This window comes from Bordetella sp. 02P26C-1, from assembly GCF_009763255.1.
Taxonomy (GTDB): Bacteria; Pseudomonadota; Gammaproteobacteria; order Burkholderiales; family Burkholderiaceae_B; genus Bordetella_A.
On the sequence record NZ_WSJB01000005.1, the window covers coordinates 212,800 to 228,543 of the forward strand.

The following is a 15,744-nucleotide window of genomic DNA, read 5'->3' on the forward strand; positions in this document are numbered from 1 at the left end:
TTCACTTCATGTATTGATTTTGGTACCGCGGTGGGCGACGCACTGCTTTGACCGTGTCAGTTCGGTATGGAAGCGTTTGTCGAATCTCTCGCGCGACATGCCGCCGAGAACGAAGGCGCCATAATAATATTCCTGGGAGGCGGGCAAGCTGCCGCGAATAGAGCGGCATTCGCGCCAACCGCGTCGCCCGGCGCGGTTTCGTTTCACTAAACGATCCGAGCCTGTAGCCGCCATCGTAGTGACGGCCCATGCGCATAACAATATTCCTTTATACATATAGCGAATGGAACTTTGTTGTTTGCGCCGCGCGTTCCTATCATTTCATTCACTACTGCACCGCCCCCCGTGGGCGATACATGGAATTCAGCAGCGAATGAAACGACGCAACTTTCTTTCTTTGTCTTTACTCGGACTCGGATCGGCGCTGCCGTGGGCGAGCGCACGGGCAAAGAACACACCTGCCGGCACCAAGCTTGTCATCGCGGATCAAAGCGAACTGGTGCACAATCTACTTCAAGCCAGTGGCGAGCGCGATAAATTAAATCTGGAGCTGCCGAACTTCGCTGGCGGCCCGGCGATTTATGAAGCCATACGCGCGGGCGCGCTCGATGCCGCCTATGTGGGCGATACACCCCCGATACAAGCACGCGCCGCCGGGACATTACTGCCTATCGTGGCCAGCTTCACGCGCGATCGCGCACAGTACATCCTCACGACGCGCCCAGGGCTGACCATCGACAAGCTCGCCGATTTAAAGGGCAAGAAGCTCAGCTATATCGAAGGCTCGGGCCGCCAGGTCTATCTGATCGAGGCGCTTAATCGCGCGGGGCTGGGGTTATCCGACGTCGAGCTGGTTCATCTGCGCGTCGCCGATCTGCCCGATGCGATCCGATCCGGCGCGGTGGATGTAGCGGTGCTGCAAGAGCCGCATGTGACCCGCCTGGCGAAACAGGTCGGCGCCTCACCTGTGCGTGATCCGCAAGAGCGCAACATCTTGCCTTCGACGAGCTATTTCTACGCCCGCCCGGATGTGCTGGCCGACCCCGCAAAATCAGCGGCTTTACGCGAGTTCATTGCTGCGTTCACACGCGCCGCCACCTGGAGCAATGCGAATCAAGCGGAATGGGGCAAACATTACTACATAAAGTTCCAGCGCATCTCGCCTGACGATACGCAGACCATTTTGGCGTCCCAATCGCCGCTGGTGCTACAGACCTCGGAGGAAGCCATTCCTCATCATCAGAAGCTCATCGATATTTTGTATCAGGCCGGCGCCATCAAGGAGCGCTTCGACGCGCGACTATCGTTTGTGGACACCTACGACGAAATCATTACGGCTTCGCGTTAAAGCCGCAGCTATTGCTAGAAGGAAACCAACATGGCACAGACACTCGTCGGTGAATTGCCCCATGCATCGCATTCCACGCCGCGTAGCGCACAAGCCCAGCCAACGCCTCGGCCCTCCAATCTGGTGCCGGCACGTTTGCCGCCAGGTTGGAGATTGCTCGGCCCCTTGCTGTTGCTTGCCATGTGGGAACTCGCTTCGCGTCTTGGTCTATTGGCGCCGGAAACCCTGACTGCGCCTTCCACCGCGCTGGTCACGGGGTATGAAATGCTCGCCGATGGCACACTGTCGGCGCACTTTCTCGCTTCGGCCGCGCGTGCTTATACGGGCCTTGCACTAGGTGTGATCGTGGGCGTCGTGCTGGCGCTGCTTTCAGGCCTGACGCGTACGGGCGAGGCCCTTATCGACGGAATTGTGCAGGTTAAACGCGCGATTCCGACGCTGGCTCTGATTCCGCTGGCGATCATCTGGCTAGGCATTGGCGAAGCGATGAAGGTCTCGCTGATTTTCACCGCCGTGCTGGTGCCTATCTATATCAATACGCATGCGGCATTGCGCGGCATCGACATGGGACATGTAGAGCTCGCCATGACGCTGGGCCTGACGCGTGGCGAGTTCATCCGCAAGGTCGCGCTGCCCGCGGCACTGCCCGGCTTCTTTGTCGCGCTGCGCTTGGCCGTGGCCCTATGCTGGACCGCGCTGGTGGTGCTGGAACTGATCAACACTCAAACCGGCATCGGCTATCTCATGAATCGCGCCCGCGATTGGGGACAAACCGACATCATCGTCGTGGGCATCATTGTCTATGCCTCTCTGGGTCTGGCCTCGGATGCCGTCATGCGGCTTATCGAGTCCCGCGTACTCTCTTATCGGAAGACCCTAGGATCGTGAACGCACAACAACTTTCTCGCACGCCGGTCGTGCTGCGCGATGTGTCGCGCGCATTCAATGGCAACACGATTCTCGATCGGGTCTCACTGCGCATCGAGCCGGGGCAGTTTGTGGCGCTGTTGGGCGAGTCGGGCTCGGGTAAGACGACCTTGCTGCGCGCGCTCGCCGGCCTGGATCAGGATGCGACGCGATCGGGAACCATCAACGCGCCGGACAACGTATCCGTACTTTTTCAGGACGCGCGCCTGTTGCCTTGGCTGAGCGTGGGCGACAACCTGAGCCTGGGATTGCGGCGTACCGATAGCCTTGTGGCGGTGCCACGCATGCTGCAAGCCGTGGGGCTGGGCGATAAGGCCGACGTATGGCCCAACACGCTGTCGGGCGGGCAAAAGCAACGGGCGGCGTTGGCGCGATCGCTATTGCGTGAACCCGAGTTGCTCCTGGCCGACGAGCCCTTCGGCGCGCTGGATGCCTTGACGCGACTACGTATGCAGGCCCTGCTGTTTGAACTCGTCGAACAACGCCGGCCCACGGTCATCCTGGTCACCCACGATGTGGACGAGGCACTGCTCCTGGCCGACCGCATCCTGGTGCTAAAGGACGGACGCATCCGAGAAGACCACCAAATCACGCTGTCGCATCCTCGTCAGCCTCACCAATCCGATTTCGCCCATTTGCGCCTGACCCTGCTGCGCAGCCTGGGTGTCGAAACCGCCGTCATTTAACAGGTACGCCATGACTCGTCAGAAACGACAACTGCACCTTAACCTCTTTCTAATGTCGCGCGGCCATCACGAAAGCGCATGGCGTCACCCCGACGCATCCGCGCTCGCGCTGACGGATTTGCAGCTGTACGCCAAGTCCGCGCGCATTGCCGAAGAAGCGAAGTTCGATGCGGTGTTCCTCGCCGATTCGCTGGTGGCCGTGACGGGTGCGCGCAGCGCACCGTCAAATGGACTGGAGCCTTTAACGCTGTTATCCGCGCTGGCCGCGTTGACCGAACGCATAGGGCTGATCGGCACCGTTTCGACGACGTATAGTCATCCCTACACGTTGGCGCGCCAGTTCGCGTCCCTGGACCATATATCCAAAGGCCGCGCCGGGTGGAATATCGTGACGTCCTGGGCGCCACAGGCTGGCGCAAACTATGGATTGGCACAGGATGTCGAGCATGGGGAACGCTACCGTATCGCCGAGGAGTTTCTCCAAGCGGTGGACCGACTGTGGCACAGCTACCCTGCGCGCGCCGTGTTGGATGATCGCGCCAAGGGCGTCTACCACGATGCGTCGTTGATTCAACCCGTCGATTTCGAAGGCGAGTATCTACGCACGCGTGGGCCCTTGAATATCGCGGGCAGCCCGCAGGGACGGCCGGTGTATATCCAGGCAGGGCAATCCGACACCGGCCGCGCATTCGCCGCGCGCTGGGCCGAGGCGATTTTCACCGCACATACGAACAAGGAATCGGCACAGGGTTTCTATCGCGACATCAAATCGCAGGCGTCCGCTTTGGGGCGCAGACCCGAAGACATACTCATCCTGCCCGGCATTAGCACGGCTATCGGTTCCACACGTTATGAAGCTGAGCAGGTGTGGGAAGAGCTGAATGATCTCACTAGCCCCGAGGTGGGATTGACACGCTTGTCGAATCGCTTTGGCGGACACGATTTCTCCGGCATCCCGCTAGATCGCAAGCTCACTCGCACGGACTTCCCCGACCCCAATGCAGTGGAAGCATCCAAAAGCCGTGTGGTGGGCTACGTGGATATGGTGTTGCGCGAAGGGCTGACGCTGCGCCAACTGTTGAAACGGCTGGCCGGTGCGCGCGGCCACTTTACTGCTACCGGGACGCCGGAAGAGATCGCAGACATTATTGTCGACTGGTACGAGACGGGCGCAGCCGATGGCTTTAACGTGATGCCGCCGATCTTGCATAGTCAATTTGAATTGTTCACGTGGGAAGTCGTGCCGCTATTGCGCAAACGAGGGGTTTTTCGCAGCGAGTATGAAGGCGATACGCTGCGGTCGCACTTTGGGTTGGGACCGGTGCATAGCGGATCACAACGCGATGCACAGACCGCCGAGGATCTCGCAGCCGCCTGACTATCAATTCAGAACATGCGCCGTGCGTACGACGCATGTTCTATTTCACATCCTGATCCGTCCACGCAGCCGGCGCGCTCAAACCGAGCATCGCGCTCAGAATCAATTCGCGCAGCACGAGCTCATCGTTATGCACATTGATCATGCCGCCCGCATGCTTGAGCACGCGAAACTTCTGCGACAACGGATCGCAGTTCGACAGCAGATGCAAGGCGGAGCCCCGTACGAACTCGTATCGCCAGATGAGTTCCGCTCGCGTGAATTGCGGTAGCGCCTCGGCCATCGCATCTAGAAAGATCTGTGCATAGTGGTTCAATTGCTCGCCGACAAACAAGGTGTATTCGCTGTCGGGAATGGCACGCAGATGGTTCTCGATACGGAGAAACAGTCGGCCGCCATCGGCGGATCGCTCTGCTTGCACTAGCGGGCGCAACAACGCGTCGAGAATGACGGGCACGGGTATCGGCAACTTGTCATACCGTTCGCGCGCCGCCTGCAGCAGGTTGCTGCGCTCGATGTTGACCGGCTCGAGGATTGCCAGCAGCACCTGCCGCACCAATGCGTCCTTGGAACCGAAGTAATAGTTCACGGCCGCCACATTGGCGTTCGACACCTCGCAAATATCGCGTACGGTGGTGGCGAACGGACCTTTACGCGCGACGAGTTCCTTGGCCGCCAGCAAGATACGCTCGGCGGCCGGCAAGCCAGCGGGGTCCTCCCGAGAGGTATGCATTACCGCAACTGTGGTCACGAGCCGCTCCACGATTAAATCAGTTGTTTTATCCGATCAGTATAAACAGAGATCGAAAGCGCAGCCGAGCGCGGTTTTTACGCAAACTTCTCACAATTTCAGTACAAACCCTAGTTTGTGCATCGCACAAAACGCGGATAGCATTAAACAACAGTTTGAATTTGGCAGTGCACACAACAGTTGCCCGATGGATGAGCCGGACCACCGGCCGCGCGGGCAGCACAAGGGGCTAGCATGTCTGAATTCCTCTCGTCTTCCGAGACAGAGCGGATTGGACAGGATCGTTTATCCGTCTTGCTCGCGCAAGCGGATTTCGAGCTGACCGAGCCGTACCTGTCTGAACTGCGCGACGCATATCGCTTCGTGAAACGCATGAGCGCAAGGGTTCATCGGGATTACCGATACGATGAAGAACCCGCCCATCGGTTTGATCCCCGCGCCTTCGAGCTATCGGGGGAAACGCGATGAGCACTGACCTGACTTTTCTCACGATCGCCGAGGCCAGCGATCTGATCGCCAACAAGGCGCTTTCCCCCGTCGAGCTCACGCAGGCTTGCCTGGACCGCCAGGCCGCCGTGGATGATGCACTGCACAGTTTCCTCACGCCCACACCGGATCTGGCCTTGCAACAAGCGCGCGAGGCCGAAACGCAGATCATGCGCGATGGTCCGCGTAGCGCGATGCACGGGATTCCTTATACGCTCAAGGACATTTTCGAGACGGCTGGCATCCGGACGACCGGGCAATCGCGTTCGCTGGCCGATCATGTGCCTGCCACGGATTGTCAGGTGCAAACCGCACTGGCTGCGGCGGGCGGCGTGCTGCTGGGCAAGACCACGACGTGGGAATTCGCCCACGGCGGCCCGTCGTGGGACGTACTCGGTCCGCCCGCGCATAACCCCTGGAATACCTCCCGTCATCCCGCCGGATCTTCATCGGGTTCGGCCGCCGCGGTGGCGGCAGGGCTTTGTCTGGCCACTATTGGTTCGGATACGGGCGGCTCGATACGTCAACCCGCGGCCGCCTGCGGTATCGCGGGCATCAAGCCCACGTATGGTCGCGTCAGTCGTCGCGGCGTGCTGCCCAACTGCTTTAGCCACGACCACGTCGGGCCACTGGCCTGGACCAGCGAAGATCTCGCGATTTTGATGAACCTCATCTCGGGCTATGACGCACAGGACCCCGGCAGTGCACGCGAGCCTGTGCCCGCCGACTATCGGGACGCGCTTTGCGGTGACCTCGCCGGGTTGGTCGTCGGCGTACCATGGCAATGGATCGATGAAGAAGCGCCGATCAGCACGCCGAATCGTCAGGCATTGCAAGACGCACTCGCCGTGATGCAGGACCTGGGCGCGACCGTGCGTACGGTGACCTTGCCGCCGCTCATCGAGTTCAACGACAGCAAGCGCGTCATCGCGATGACGGAACTGTTCTCCATTCATCAAGCCACGTTACGCTCGCGGCCGGATCTATTAGGCAGCAGCCTGCGCTATCGCATCATGGGCGGCGCGCTGCTGCGGGCGGAAGACTACGTACAGGCCACGCGCATGCGAGCGCGCCTGACGGCAGCCACGCAACACGTGTTGCGCGAAGTCGATCTGTTGGTGTTGCCTTGCAATGAGCCCGCTGGCCTGCTGCAGGAAGGCAACCCCGAGTCGCTATTCGAATCGCTGAGCTATACCGCGCCGTTCAACGTGTCCGGGAATCCGGCATTGTCCGTATGCAATGGATTTGATGGCGACGGGATGCCGCTGTCGCTGCAAATTGTGGGCCGCCTCTTTGACGAAGCCACCGTGCTGCGCGCCGGCGATGCGTACGAGAAGGCCACGCCGTGGCGACAACGGCGCCCGAATGTGCAGGCGTTGGCGCGCGAGGCCAAACAAGCACGACAGCAGGCGCGAGCCGCTTAAACCCACGTATTGATTCCTTCTTCGCTACAAGTCAGGCGCATCACGCATGCGCCTCGGGAAAGTATTGCCCTTCTGATCCGATCACAGGAGAACCACCTTGAAGATCAAACGCTTTACCCTTTCCGTATGCGCGGCGCTTGTCATGGCCCTGCCGATGGCGGGTTCGCATGCCGAGTCAGTGTTGCGCGTGGCATCGACCACCGCCGATGTTCCGCTGACCACGGGGCAGCCGAGCCAGGGCGCCGAAGGCCAGCGCTTTGTGGGTTATACGCTATACGATCCGCTGGTGCGCTGGGATCTGTCACGCGCCGACGCGCCCGCCAAATTGGCGCCGGGTCTCGCGTTGAGTTGGGAGTCGGATCCCGAGACACATAAGGTGTGGACGTTCAAACTACGCCCTGGGGTGAAGTTCCATGATGGCTCAGCCTTCGATGCGCAAGCCGTCGTGTGGAACCTGGACAAAGTCCTCAAGCGTGACGCGGTGCAATTCGATCAGGCCCAGGCCGCGCAGGCTAGCCAATATGTGCTCAATGTCGCCTCCTATCGCGTGGTGGACCCGATGACCGTCGAGATCGTCACCAAAGAGGCGGATTCGGTGTTTCCCTACATGATGGCCGGGGTAATGATCAGTAGCCCCGAGCGGTTCAAGGAAGTCGGGCAGGATTGGACCAAATTTGCCAACAAGCCTTCCGGCACGGGCCCGTGGATGATGGACAAACTGGTGCCACGCGAACGTATCGAGATGGTGCGTAACCCGAACTACTGGGATCCCGCCCGCGTTCCCAAGACAGATCGCCTGGTGGTCTACACCATGCCCGATCCCAACACGCGAGTGGCGTCCTTGTTATCCGGGCAAGTAGATTGGATCGAAGCGCCGCCGCCGGACACCATTCCGCGTCTGAAATCGGCGGGCATGAATATCGTCACCAACATTTATCCGCATATTTGGCCCTATCAGCTGAGCTATTCGCCGGATTCACCCTTCCGAGATTTGCGCATCCGTAAGGCCGCCAACCTCGCCATCGACCGTGAAGGGCTGGTGGAATTCCTGGCAGGAACGGCGATGCCCGCGCAAGGCGCGGTCGACCCCAATCATCCTTGGTTCGGCAATCCCAACTTCAAAATCAAGTATGACCCGGAGCAAGCCTTGGCGTTGATGAAGGAGGCCGGCTATGGGCCCGACCGCCCATTGAAAGTCAAGTTCGCGATCTCGACCGCGGGCTCGGGCCAGATGCAGCCGCTACCCATGAACGAGTTCATCCAGGAAAACCTGAAGGCCGTGGGCTTTGACGTGGAATTCGTCGTACTCGAATGGGAAACGCTGCGCTCGCAACGACGCGCGGGCTCCGATGACCCGGTGAACAAAGGCATACATGGGATCAACAATAGCTTTGGATATTGGGATCCGTTCATCGGGCTGATGGGGACATCCGGCTCCACGCAACGCCCGCCCAAAGGCTACAACTGGGGCGGATTCTCGGACCCTGAAGCCGACAAGCTGGTCGAGGCGGCGTTCAACGAGTTCGATCCCGCCAAACAGGACCAGATCCTCGCCAAACTGCATGAGCGTATGGTGGACCAGGCCATGTGGATATGGGTCGTGCATGACCTCAACCCACGCGCCATGAGTCCCAAGGTAAAGGGCTTTGTGCAAGCACAAAGCTGGTTCCAGGACCTGACGCCTGTGTCGGTCGAGTAATCATCGAGGGCCCAAGCCATGCTGCGCTATGTCCTGCGTCGTCTGCTGTATGCACTGCCGATCGCGCTCGGCGTGTCTATCGTGTGTTTCGCCCTGGTGCAGCTCGCACCGGGCGACCCCATCGATTCGATCATTCCCGAGGGCGCGTCGGCCGAGGCGATTGCCCAGATCAAGGCCGATTACGGCGCGGATCAACCCTTGCCCGTGCAGTATCTGAAATGGCTGGGCCGAGTGATGGTCGGCGATCTGGGCAAGTCCATCAAGACCGGTCGACCCGTGACACAGGAGCTTGGCCCCGCCCTCGTCAATTCGATGATTCTGGCAATGGCGGGGATCGCGCTGGCGTTCATCGTGGGTAGCAGCCTGGGAGCGATCGCGGGGTATGCACGTTCGCGGGCCGTGGACAGCGCGATCACCAGCGTAGCCATCGCGGGCGTGTCCATCCCGCATTACTGGCTGGGGATGGTGCTGGTGGTGGTGTTCTCGGTCGGCTTGAACTGGCTGCCAGCCTCTGGCATGGGCCCGCCGGACTGGTCGCACATTATCTTGCCAGCCACCGCGCTCGCGGTGATTCCCATGGGGATTATTGCGCGCTCGGTGCGGGCTTCGGTGATCGAGATACGCAAACAGGAATTCATCCAGACTTTGTACGCCAAGGGTCTGTCGGACGCCAAGGTGCTGCGTCACGTGGTCAAGAACGTAGCGCCGACGGTACTGGCCGTGATGGGCCTGCAGTTCGCGCAGATGTTGGGCGGCTCCATCCTCGTCGAGACCGTGTTCGCGTGGCCGGGCACCGGGTTCTTGATGAATGCCGCGATCTTCTCGCGCGACCTGCCCGTTCTGCAGGGCACGATTCTGGTGCTCGCCATGTTGTTCGTCATGATGAATCTGCTCGTCGATATTTTGCAGATGCTGTTTGATCCCCGCGTAAAACGTCATTGAGGAAGCTGACTCATGAGCACAGCAGTCGCTACGGCGGGCATGATCCCGGCCTCGGGGTTCCGCCGCCCCAGTAAAGGATTCTGGCAAACCGTGGGACGCCGCTTGACGCGCGATCCCGTCACGCTCACCTGTGCCGGCATTCTCTTGATTATCGTGCTGGCCGCGATCTTCGCCCCCTGGCTCGGGCTGGACGATCCGTTCAAGCAAAGCATGGTGCGCCGGCTAAAGCCATTCGGTTTTCAAGGGCATCTGTTAGGCACGGACGAACTCGGGCGGGATATGTTGTCGCGCCTCATCTATGGTGGGCGTTCGTCGCTGTTCACGGGCTTCGTGCCCGTGGTGCTGGCCACGCTGATAGGCGGTTCGCTGGGCATCATCGCGGGCTTTCTGGGCGGGCGATGGAACATGGTGATCATGCGATGTATCGATGTGTTCTATGCCTTTCCGTCCGTTTTGCTGGCTGTGGCGATCTCTGGAGTACTGGGCGCCGGACAGCTCAACAGCATTGTGTCGCTAACGCTGGTTTTTATCCCCGCCGTGGCCCGTATCGCCGAGAGCGTCACGACACGCGTGCGTAACGAGGACTATGTCGAGGCCGCCCGCGCAACCGGCGCATCGACGTTAAGCATCCTGTTCAACCATGTGCTGTCCAACGTGCTCGGGCCCATCCTGGTCTATGCCTCGAGCCTTATCAGCGTCAGCATCGTGATCGCATCGGGGTTGAGCTTTCTGGGATTGGGCGTGACTCCGCCGAACGCGGATTGGGGGCTCATGCTCAACACCTTGCGCCAGGCCATTTATGTGGCGCCTGTCACCGCCATTCTGCCCGGCATCATGATTTTCATCACGTCGATGTGCTTTAGCTTGATGAGCGACGGCTTGCGCAACGCCATGGACGTCAAGGCTTAAGGAGAGAACAATGATCTATACGCGACCCGCTGCGTTCATGGCTCAATCTGTGGTCAAGACCGAAGACGAACCGTTGGATAGCGGCTATAGCGAAGCGCGCGATCGGGGCGGTCCGGCTCAGCCCATGCTGATCGTGCGGGGGCTGAAGAAACACTTCGATATCGGCGCCCAGTCGTTTGGCGGCGAGCGGTCCGTCGTGCGCGCGGTGGACGGGGTGGACTTTACCGTGGCGAAAGGCGAAACACTAGGCATTGTGGGCGAGTCTGGCTGTGGGAAGTCAACGACCGCGCGGCTCTTGATGCACTTGATTCAACCGGATGCGGGATCGCTGATTTTTGATGGGGAAGAAGTCAACGCGATTCGCGGCATGAGCGTGAGCGACATGCGGCGCAATATGCAGATGGTGTTTCAAGACAGCTACGCATCGCTCAATCCGCGATTAACCATCCGAGAAAGCGTGGCCTATGGTCCGCGCGTAACGGGACTGTCGCGTGCGCAGGCGCGTGCACGCAGCGACTCGTTGCTAGACATGGTGGGCATGGACCCCTCGAACTTCGCGAACCGATATCCTCATGAACTATCCGGCGGGCAACGCCAGCGCGTAAACATCGCCCGTGCCTTGGCCATGGCGCCACGTGTACTGATCCTCGATGAATCCGTATCGGCCCTGGATAAATCCGTCGAAGCGCAGGTGCTTAATCTATTGCGCAAACTGAAGCGGGAACTGGGGTTGACCTATATCTTTATCTCGCACGACCTCAATGTGGTGCGCTATATCAGCGATCGGGTGTTGGTGATGTATCTCGGTCAGGTCGTGGAGTCGGGACCGGTTGATGCGATCTATACCGCGGCACGACATCCCTACACCCGCGCGCTGCTGTCCTCGCGTCCGTCGATGGATCCGCGTAAGCGTATTGAGATTGCGCCATTGACAGGAGACCCGCCAAACCCGATCAATCCCCCCAGCGGCTGCCGCTTTCGCACGCGCTGCCCGCAGGCGCAACCGCTGTGCGCGCAAGAAGCGCCCGCGCTGGCCTCTGCACCCAGCGATGTGTCCCATGTCGCGGCCTGCCACTTTCCCCTGACCTATGAGCCTGGCCTGGCCAGTCATCCTGTTAGCGGAGCGCGGCAATGACCTCAATCCCGCAAAACACTTCCGCTCCCTTGGCAACGGTCCAAGATCTGTCCGTGCGATTCATCTCGCGCGATATGAATGTCCCCGTGGTCAATGGCGTGTCGTTCTCGCTACAACAAGGCGAAGTACTTTGCCTGTTAGGCGAATCGGGTTCGGGCAAGAGCGTCACCATGCGCTCGCTGATGCGACTCTTGCCCCCCACCGCGCAACTTGGCGGCAGGATCGAAGTCGGCGGCATCGATGTTCTCAACCTGCCGCGCAATCAGCTCAGTCGGATACGCGGCCCCTTGATTTCGATGATCTTTCAAGAGCCGCTGACCGCGCTGGATCCGGTCTACACCATCGGGCAACAGATCAGCGAGACGGTCCGCGAGCATGAGGGCATAAGCCAAGCCGATGCGATGCGCCGCGCGTTGGAACTGCTGGAGCTGGTCCAGGTGCCTTCGGCAAAGCGTCGGCTGGCGGCCTATCCCCATGAATTGTCGGGTGGCTTGCGTCAACGCGCCATGATCGCGCTGGCGCTGTCGTGCCGGCCCAAACTATTGCTTGCCGACGAACCGACGACCGCGCTGGATGCCACCGTGCAGATTCAGGTGCTGCTGTTGTTGCGCGAACTACAGCGCGAACTGGGCATGGCCACTATCTTTGTCACGCATGACCTGGGCGTCGCGTGCGAAGTCGCGGACCAGGTGGCCGTCATGTACGCGGGCCGCTTTGTGGAAACGGGCTCGATCACGGACATCATGGATCGCCCTGCCCATCCGTATACGCAAGGCCTGTTGAACTCGACCGTCTCGGAAAGCCTGCGCGATCAGGACCTGGCCTCGATCCCCGGTGCGCCGCCCGATCTGACCGCGTTGCCGCCCGGCTGCACGTTTGCGCCACGATGCCCGCGGCACACCCCGGCGTGCGACATCGGTGTGCCTCCCCTGCTCGGCAATGCCGGCCATCAATCACGTTGCATTTTTCCCGCCGATCTCGCCACCCGCGTGGCCACCGAGTCGGTCCTGTCGCCCGCGGCCTGACGCCCACGGACGAGGTTTCACTTTACGGAGCGCTACCTTTCCATGATTGCTAACGAGCTGTACTTCCTCTCGGCGGGCGAAGCTAGCCGCCTCATTCAGTCGCGCAAGCTGTCTCCGGTCGAACTCACCGAGGCCTATCTGGCACGCATCGAGGCGGTGGACGACAAAATCCATAGTTATCTACTGGTGATGGCAGACGCCGCGCGCGCGGCCGCCCGGCAGGCCGAGGCCGATATCCAGGCCGGCCGTTGGAAAGGCCCCTTGCATGGGCTGCCTTTTGCGGTGAAAGACAACTATTACACGCAGGGCGTACGTACGTGCGGGGCCTCGCGCGTGCTGATGGATCATGTGCCCGAGTACAACGCGACCACCATCGACAAACTGCAGGCGGCCGGCGCGATCCTGCTCGGCAAGCTCAATACCTGGGAATACGGGACGGGCAATGGCGGCGTGTACTTCGACTTGCCCTTCGAGCCCGCACGCAACCCATGGAATGTGGATCACTTCACCGGCGGTTCTTCCACCGGTGCGGGCGCCTCGGTTGCCGCGGGTACGGCGATGATGGCGCTGGGTTCGGACACCGGCGGGTCGGTGCGCCTGCCCGCGGCCGCATGCGGATTGCAAGGCATGAAGCCCACCTATGGCCGCGTCAGCCGCCATGGCATTTTGCCAAACTGCTATTCGTTGGACGTCGCCGGGCCGCTGACCTGGACAGTGGAAGATAGCGCTCTGCTGCTGCGCGCCATGTCCGGCTATGACCCCCAAGATCCGGGCAGCGCGCACGCGGAGGTGCCGGACTTCGTAGCGGGGCTAGACGCGGGCATACGCGGGATGACGATCGGCGTGGTGCGCGATCTGGGCGAGGCCAACAACTTGCTCGATGCGAGCAACCGTTCGGCAATGGAAACCATGATCGAGGTCCTGCATCGCGAAGGCGCACGTATTGTCGAAGTCACCCTGCCTTCGGCGATTGCCGAGTACCGTCAGACCGGGGCCGTCATCAACTGGACCGAATCGCTTTCGATCCATGAAAAGGACTTCATGCAGCGCAATGCCGAAATGGGCCAGGCGCTGCGTGAAAAGATGATGTCCGGCTTCATGACGCGCGCGGTCGACTACGTTGCCGCGCAACGGCGACGCCGCGAACTGACAAAGTCGCTGGATGCCCTCGTCCATAGCGTCGACGCGCTGGTGTTGCCCGGCGCCTTTCACGTCGCCCCTCCTTTTGCCGACCCCGACAAAGTCAAGGCGTTCACCTCTGATACAGCGATGCCGCCGTTTAACTTGTCAGGGCATCCTGGCATGTCGGTCTGCACGGGTTTTGATGAACAAGGGCTGCCCACGAATGCGCAGATCGTCGGCCGTTATTTTGATGAAAGCACCGTGTACAAGGTGGCGCGTGCGTACGAACGCGCCACCGACTGGCGCAGCCGCCGTCCCGCGCTTTAAGCCCCTCGCGCGCCCCTATCGCAGCACTTCTTGAGATCCAACCATCATGAATGCCGAACCTTTAGCCCAATGGACCCTCGATGACGTCAAGGCGTATTGCCGACGTTTCGGCTTGACGCTGTCCGAACCGCAGCTGTTGCGCATGCACGAGCTATCCACGACCGTTTCCGCGACTGGCATGGGTATCCCCCGCATGCCGAGCAAGGATCACGAGCCCGCGTTGACGTTCGCTATGCCGAAAGAATAAGGGGCGTCACCATGGAACCTTATGAGCTCAGCGCCAGCGAAGCCGCCCGGCTCATCGCCAGCCGCGACCTGTCATGCGAGGAACTGGCGCGCTCCACCCTGGCCCGCATCGCCGAACGCGACCCTATCGTCCGAGCTTGGACCTATATCGACGAAGACCGCGTGCTGCGCCGCGCGCGAGAACTCGACAAGACCGCGCCCGTCAGCCCGCTGCACGGCTTGACCTTTGGCATCAAGGACGTGATTCAGACGGCCGATATGCCCACGCAGCAGAACTCATCGCTTTATGTCGACCATCGAAGCGGGCAAGACGCCGCCTGCGTGGCGGTCGTACGCCATAGCGGTGCACTGGTGGTGGGCAAGACCGAAACGGTCGAGTTCGCCGCCGGTGGCCGCATGCCAGCCACGCGCAATCCCAGCAACCTGGCGCACACGCCAGGCGGAACCTCGTCCGGATCGGCCGCCGCCGTGGCGGACCATCAGGTTCAGCTGGCGTTCGGCACACAAACGGCCGGGTCTCACATTCGCCCTGCGGCGTTTAACGGTATCTATGGCATCAAGCCAACGCACGGTGTGGTCAGCCGCGAGGGCGCCAAGCTATACGCGCATTCGCTCGACACCATCGGCTGGTATGGGCGCTCGGCCGATGATCTGGCGTTGGTGGCCGAGGCGTTCGCGCTGCCGGGCATGTCGCAACGCATGCCGGTCCCGCTAAAGGGATTGCGTGTCGGACTATGTATGACCGCTTCCTGGTCGGCCGCCGATCCGTATGCGCAGGCTGCCCTGATGCAAACCGCATTCCAGCTGGAGTCGGCCGGCGCGATTGTGAAGGAGCTGACTTTGCCCGCGCCGTTTAACGACCTGCCGAACGCGCACGAAACCGTGTTGTATGGGGAAGGCCGAGCCGCGTTTTTTTCCGAAACCCTGGGTCCGAAAGCTCACATGCTCCACGGGCATTTTTGCGATATCGCGGCCAACGCGCGTGGCATCACGCCCCAAGGTCTTGCCGCCGCCTACGATCTGGCGGCGGCGTGCCGGCGGCAATTCGACGCCTTGTTCGACGACGAGCTCGATGTGGTGATGACGCCAGCATCTCCCGGCGAAGCCCCGGAAGGGTTTACTTCTACTGGCAACTACACCTTCAATATCGTGTGGACGCTATTGCATGTACCATGCGTTGCCATGCCCGTGGGCCGCAGTCCGCGCAACCTGCCTCTGGGCGTGCAACTCGTCGGGCCGCGAACCGGCGATGCCCGACTGTTGGAGATCGCCCGCGCCTGTGTGCCCGCGCTCGACAGCAATGCCGCCATAACGCTTTCTTGATGCACCGCCTTCACTC

General features: G+C 60.9%; 15 protein-coding genes. 14 read left to right on the forward strand and 1 reads right to left on the reverse strand.

All coding sequences use genetic code 11. The annotated features are described in order from the left end of the window. The first annotated feature begins 373 nt into the window (after positions 1-373). The 4 genes from GOQ28_RS04260 to GOQ28_RS04275 are packed head-to-tail and all read left to right on the forward strand — an operon-like array spanning position 374 to position 4,339. Complete coding sequence (locus GOQ28_RS04260) at positions 374-1,348, forward strand: ABC transporter substrate-binding protein (protein WP_160355557.1); 975 nt, start codon at positions 374-376, stop codon at positions 1,346-1,348. Positions 1,349-1,378: 30 nt separating this feature from the next. Beyond that, complete coding sequence (locus GOQ28_RS04265; protein ID WP_160355558.1) at positions 1,379-2,236, forward strand: ABC transporter permease; 858 nt, start codon at positions 1,379-1,381, stop codon at positions 2,234-2,236. Continuing rightward, positions 2,233-2,961, forward strand: a complete 729-nt coding sequence (locus GOQ28_RS04270; protein ID WP_160355559.1) for an ATP-binding cassette domain-containing protein — start codon at positions 2,233-2,235, stop codon at positions 2,959-2,961. Before GOQ28_RS04265 ends, GOQ28_RS04270 begins: the two co-directional genes overlap by 4 nt. A gap of 10 nt (positions 2,962-2,971) precedes the next feature. Continuing rightward, positions 2,972-4,339 carry an LLM class flavin-dependent oxidoreductase gene (locus tag GOQ28_RS04275; protein ID WP_160355560.1) on the forward strand — a complete coding sequence of 456 codons (1,368 nt, stop codon included), beginning with the start codon at positions 2,972-2,974 and terminating at the stop codon, positions 4,337-4,339. Between the two features lie 40 nt (positions 4,340-4,379). Here the strand turns inward: GOQ28_RS04275 and GOQ28_RS04280 are convergent, their stop codons facing one another. Then, complete coding sequence (locus tag GOQ28_RS04280) at positions 4,380-5,090, reverse strand: TetR family transcriptional regulator (protein WP_160348841.1); 711 nt, start codon at positions 5,088-5,090, stop codon at positions 4,380-4,382. A gap of 234 nt (positions 5,091-5,324) precedes the next feature. On the opposite strand from GOQ28_RS04280, the gene GOQ28_RS04285 reads away from it, so the two are divergent. From GOQ28_RS04285 to GOQ28_RS04330, 10 genes are all read left to right on the forward strand, one after another. Beyond that, the gene (locus GOQ28_RS04285) at positions 5,325-5,558 is read left to right on the forward strand and encodes a hypothetical protein (RefSeq protein ID WP_160348842.1); all 234 of its coding nucleotides are present in this window, start codon (positions 5,325-5,327) and stop codon (positions 5,556-5,558) included. Then, on the forward strand, positions 5,555-7,000 hold the full coding sequence (locus GOQ28_RS04290; RefSeq protein ID WP_160355561.1) for an amidase: 1,446 nt from the start codon (positions 5,555-5,557) through the stop codon (positions 6,998-7,000). Before GOQ28_RS04285 ends, GOQ28_RS04290 begins: the two co-directional genes overlap by 4 nt. Positions 7,001-7,097: 97 nt before the next feature. After that, positions 7,098-8,699, forward strand: coding sequence for an ABC transporter substrate-binding protein (locus GOQ28_RS04295; RefSeq protein ID WP_236844213.1), 1,602 nt, complete (start codon positions 7,098-7,100; stop codon positions 8,697-8,699). Between the two features lie 18 nt (positions 8,700-8,717). Beyond that, positions 8,718-9,641, forward strand: a complete 924-nt coding sequence (locus tag GOQ28_RS04300) for an ABC transporter permease (protein ID WP_160355562.1) — start codon at positions 8,718-8,720, stop codon at positions 9,639-9,641. A gap of 12 nt (positions 9,642-9,653) precedes the next feature. Then, positions 9,654-10,550: an ABC transporter permease gene (locus GOQ28_RS04305; RefSeq protein ID WP_160355563.1), complete on the forward strand. Its 897-nt coding sequence runs from the start codon at positions 9,654-9,656 to the stop codon at positions 10,548-10,550. A gap of 124 nt (positions 10,551-10,674) precedes the next feature. Next, positions 10,675-11,685, forward strand: a complete 1,011-nt coding sequence (locus GOQ28_RS04310; protein ID WP_236844223.1) for an ABC transporter ATP-binding protein — start codon at positions 10,675-10,677, stop codon at positions 11,683-11,685. Further along, on the forward strand, positions 11,682-12,710 hold the full coding sequence (locus GOQ28_RS04315; RefSeq protein WP_160348846.1) for an ABC transporter ATP-binding protein: 1,029 nt from the start codon (positions 11,682-11,684) through the stop codon (positions 12,708-12,710). The genes GOQ28_RS04310 and GOQ28_RS04315 overlap by 4 nt, the downstream gene beginning before the upstream one ends. 42 nt (positions 12,711-12,752) lie before the next feature. Beyond that, positions 12,753-14,159, forward strand: coding sequence for an amidase (locus tag GOQ28_RS04320; RefSeq protein WP_160355564.1), 1,407 nt, complete (start codon positions 12,753-12,755; stop codon positions 14,157-14,159). A 46-nt stretch (positions 14,160-14,205) separates the two neighbouring features. Next, positions 14,206-14,406, forward strand: coding sequence for a hypothetical protein (locus GOQ28_RS04325; protein WP_160348848.1), 201 nt, complete (start codon positions 14,206-14,208; stop codon positions 14,404-14,406). Between the two features lie 11 nt (positions 14,407-14,417). After that, on the forward strand, positions 14,418-15,728 hold the full coding sequence (locus GOQ28_RS04330; protein ID WP_160355565.1) for an amidase: 1,311 nt from the start codon (positions 14,418-14,420) through the stop codon (positions 15,726-15,728). The last annotated feature ends 16 nt before the right edge of the window (positions 15,729-15,744 follow it).

Coding starts and splice junctions, on each gene's coding strand:
- GOQ28_RS04260 (WP_160355557.1), top strand. CDS start 374: ATGAAACGACGCAACTTTCTTTCTTTGTCTTTACTCGGACTCGGATCG.
- GOQ28_RS04265 (WP_160355558.1), top strand. CDS start 1,379: ATGGCACAGACACTCGTCGGTGAATTGCCCCATGCATCGCATTCCACG.
- GOQ28_RS04275 (WP_160355560.1), top strand. CDS start 2,972: ATGACTCGTCAGAAACGACAACTGCACCTTAACCTCTTTCTAATGTCG.
- GOQ28_RS04285 (WP_160348842.1), top strand. CDS start 5,325: ATGTCTGAATTCCTCTCGTCTTCCGAGACAGAGCGGATTGGACAGGAT.
- GOQ28_RS04290 (WP_160355561.1), top strand. CDS start 5,555: ATGAGCACTGACCTGACTTTTCTCACGATCGCCGAGGCCAGCGATCTG.
- GOQ28_RS04300 (WP_160355562.1), top strand. CDS start 8,718: ATGCTGCGCTATGTCCTGCGTCGTCTGCTGTATGCACTGCCGATCGCG.
- GOQ28_RS04305 (WP_160355563.1), top strand. CDS start 9,654: ATGAGCACAGCAGTCGCTACGGCGGGCATGATCCCGGCCTCGGGGTTC.
- GOQ28_RS04310 (WP_236844223.1), top strand. CDS start 10,675: ATGCTGATCGTGCGGGGGCTGAAGAAACACTTCGATATCGGCGCCCAG.
- GOQ28_RS04315 (WP_160348846.1), top strand. CDS start 11,682: ATGACCTCAATCCCGCAAAACACTTCCGCTCCCTTGGCAACGGTCCAA.
- GOQ28_RS04320 (WP_160355564.1), top strand. CDS start 12,753: ATGATTGCTAACGAGCTGTACTTCCTCTCGGCGGGCGAAGCTAGCCGC.
- GOQ28_RS04325 (WP_160348848.1), top strand. CDS start 14,206: ATGAATGCCGAACCTTTAGCCCAATGGACCCTCGATGACGTCAAGGCG.
- GOQ28_RS04330 (WP_160355565.1), top strand. CDS start 14,418: ATGGAACCTTATGAGCTCAGCGCCAGCGAAGCCGCCCGGCTCATCGCC.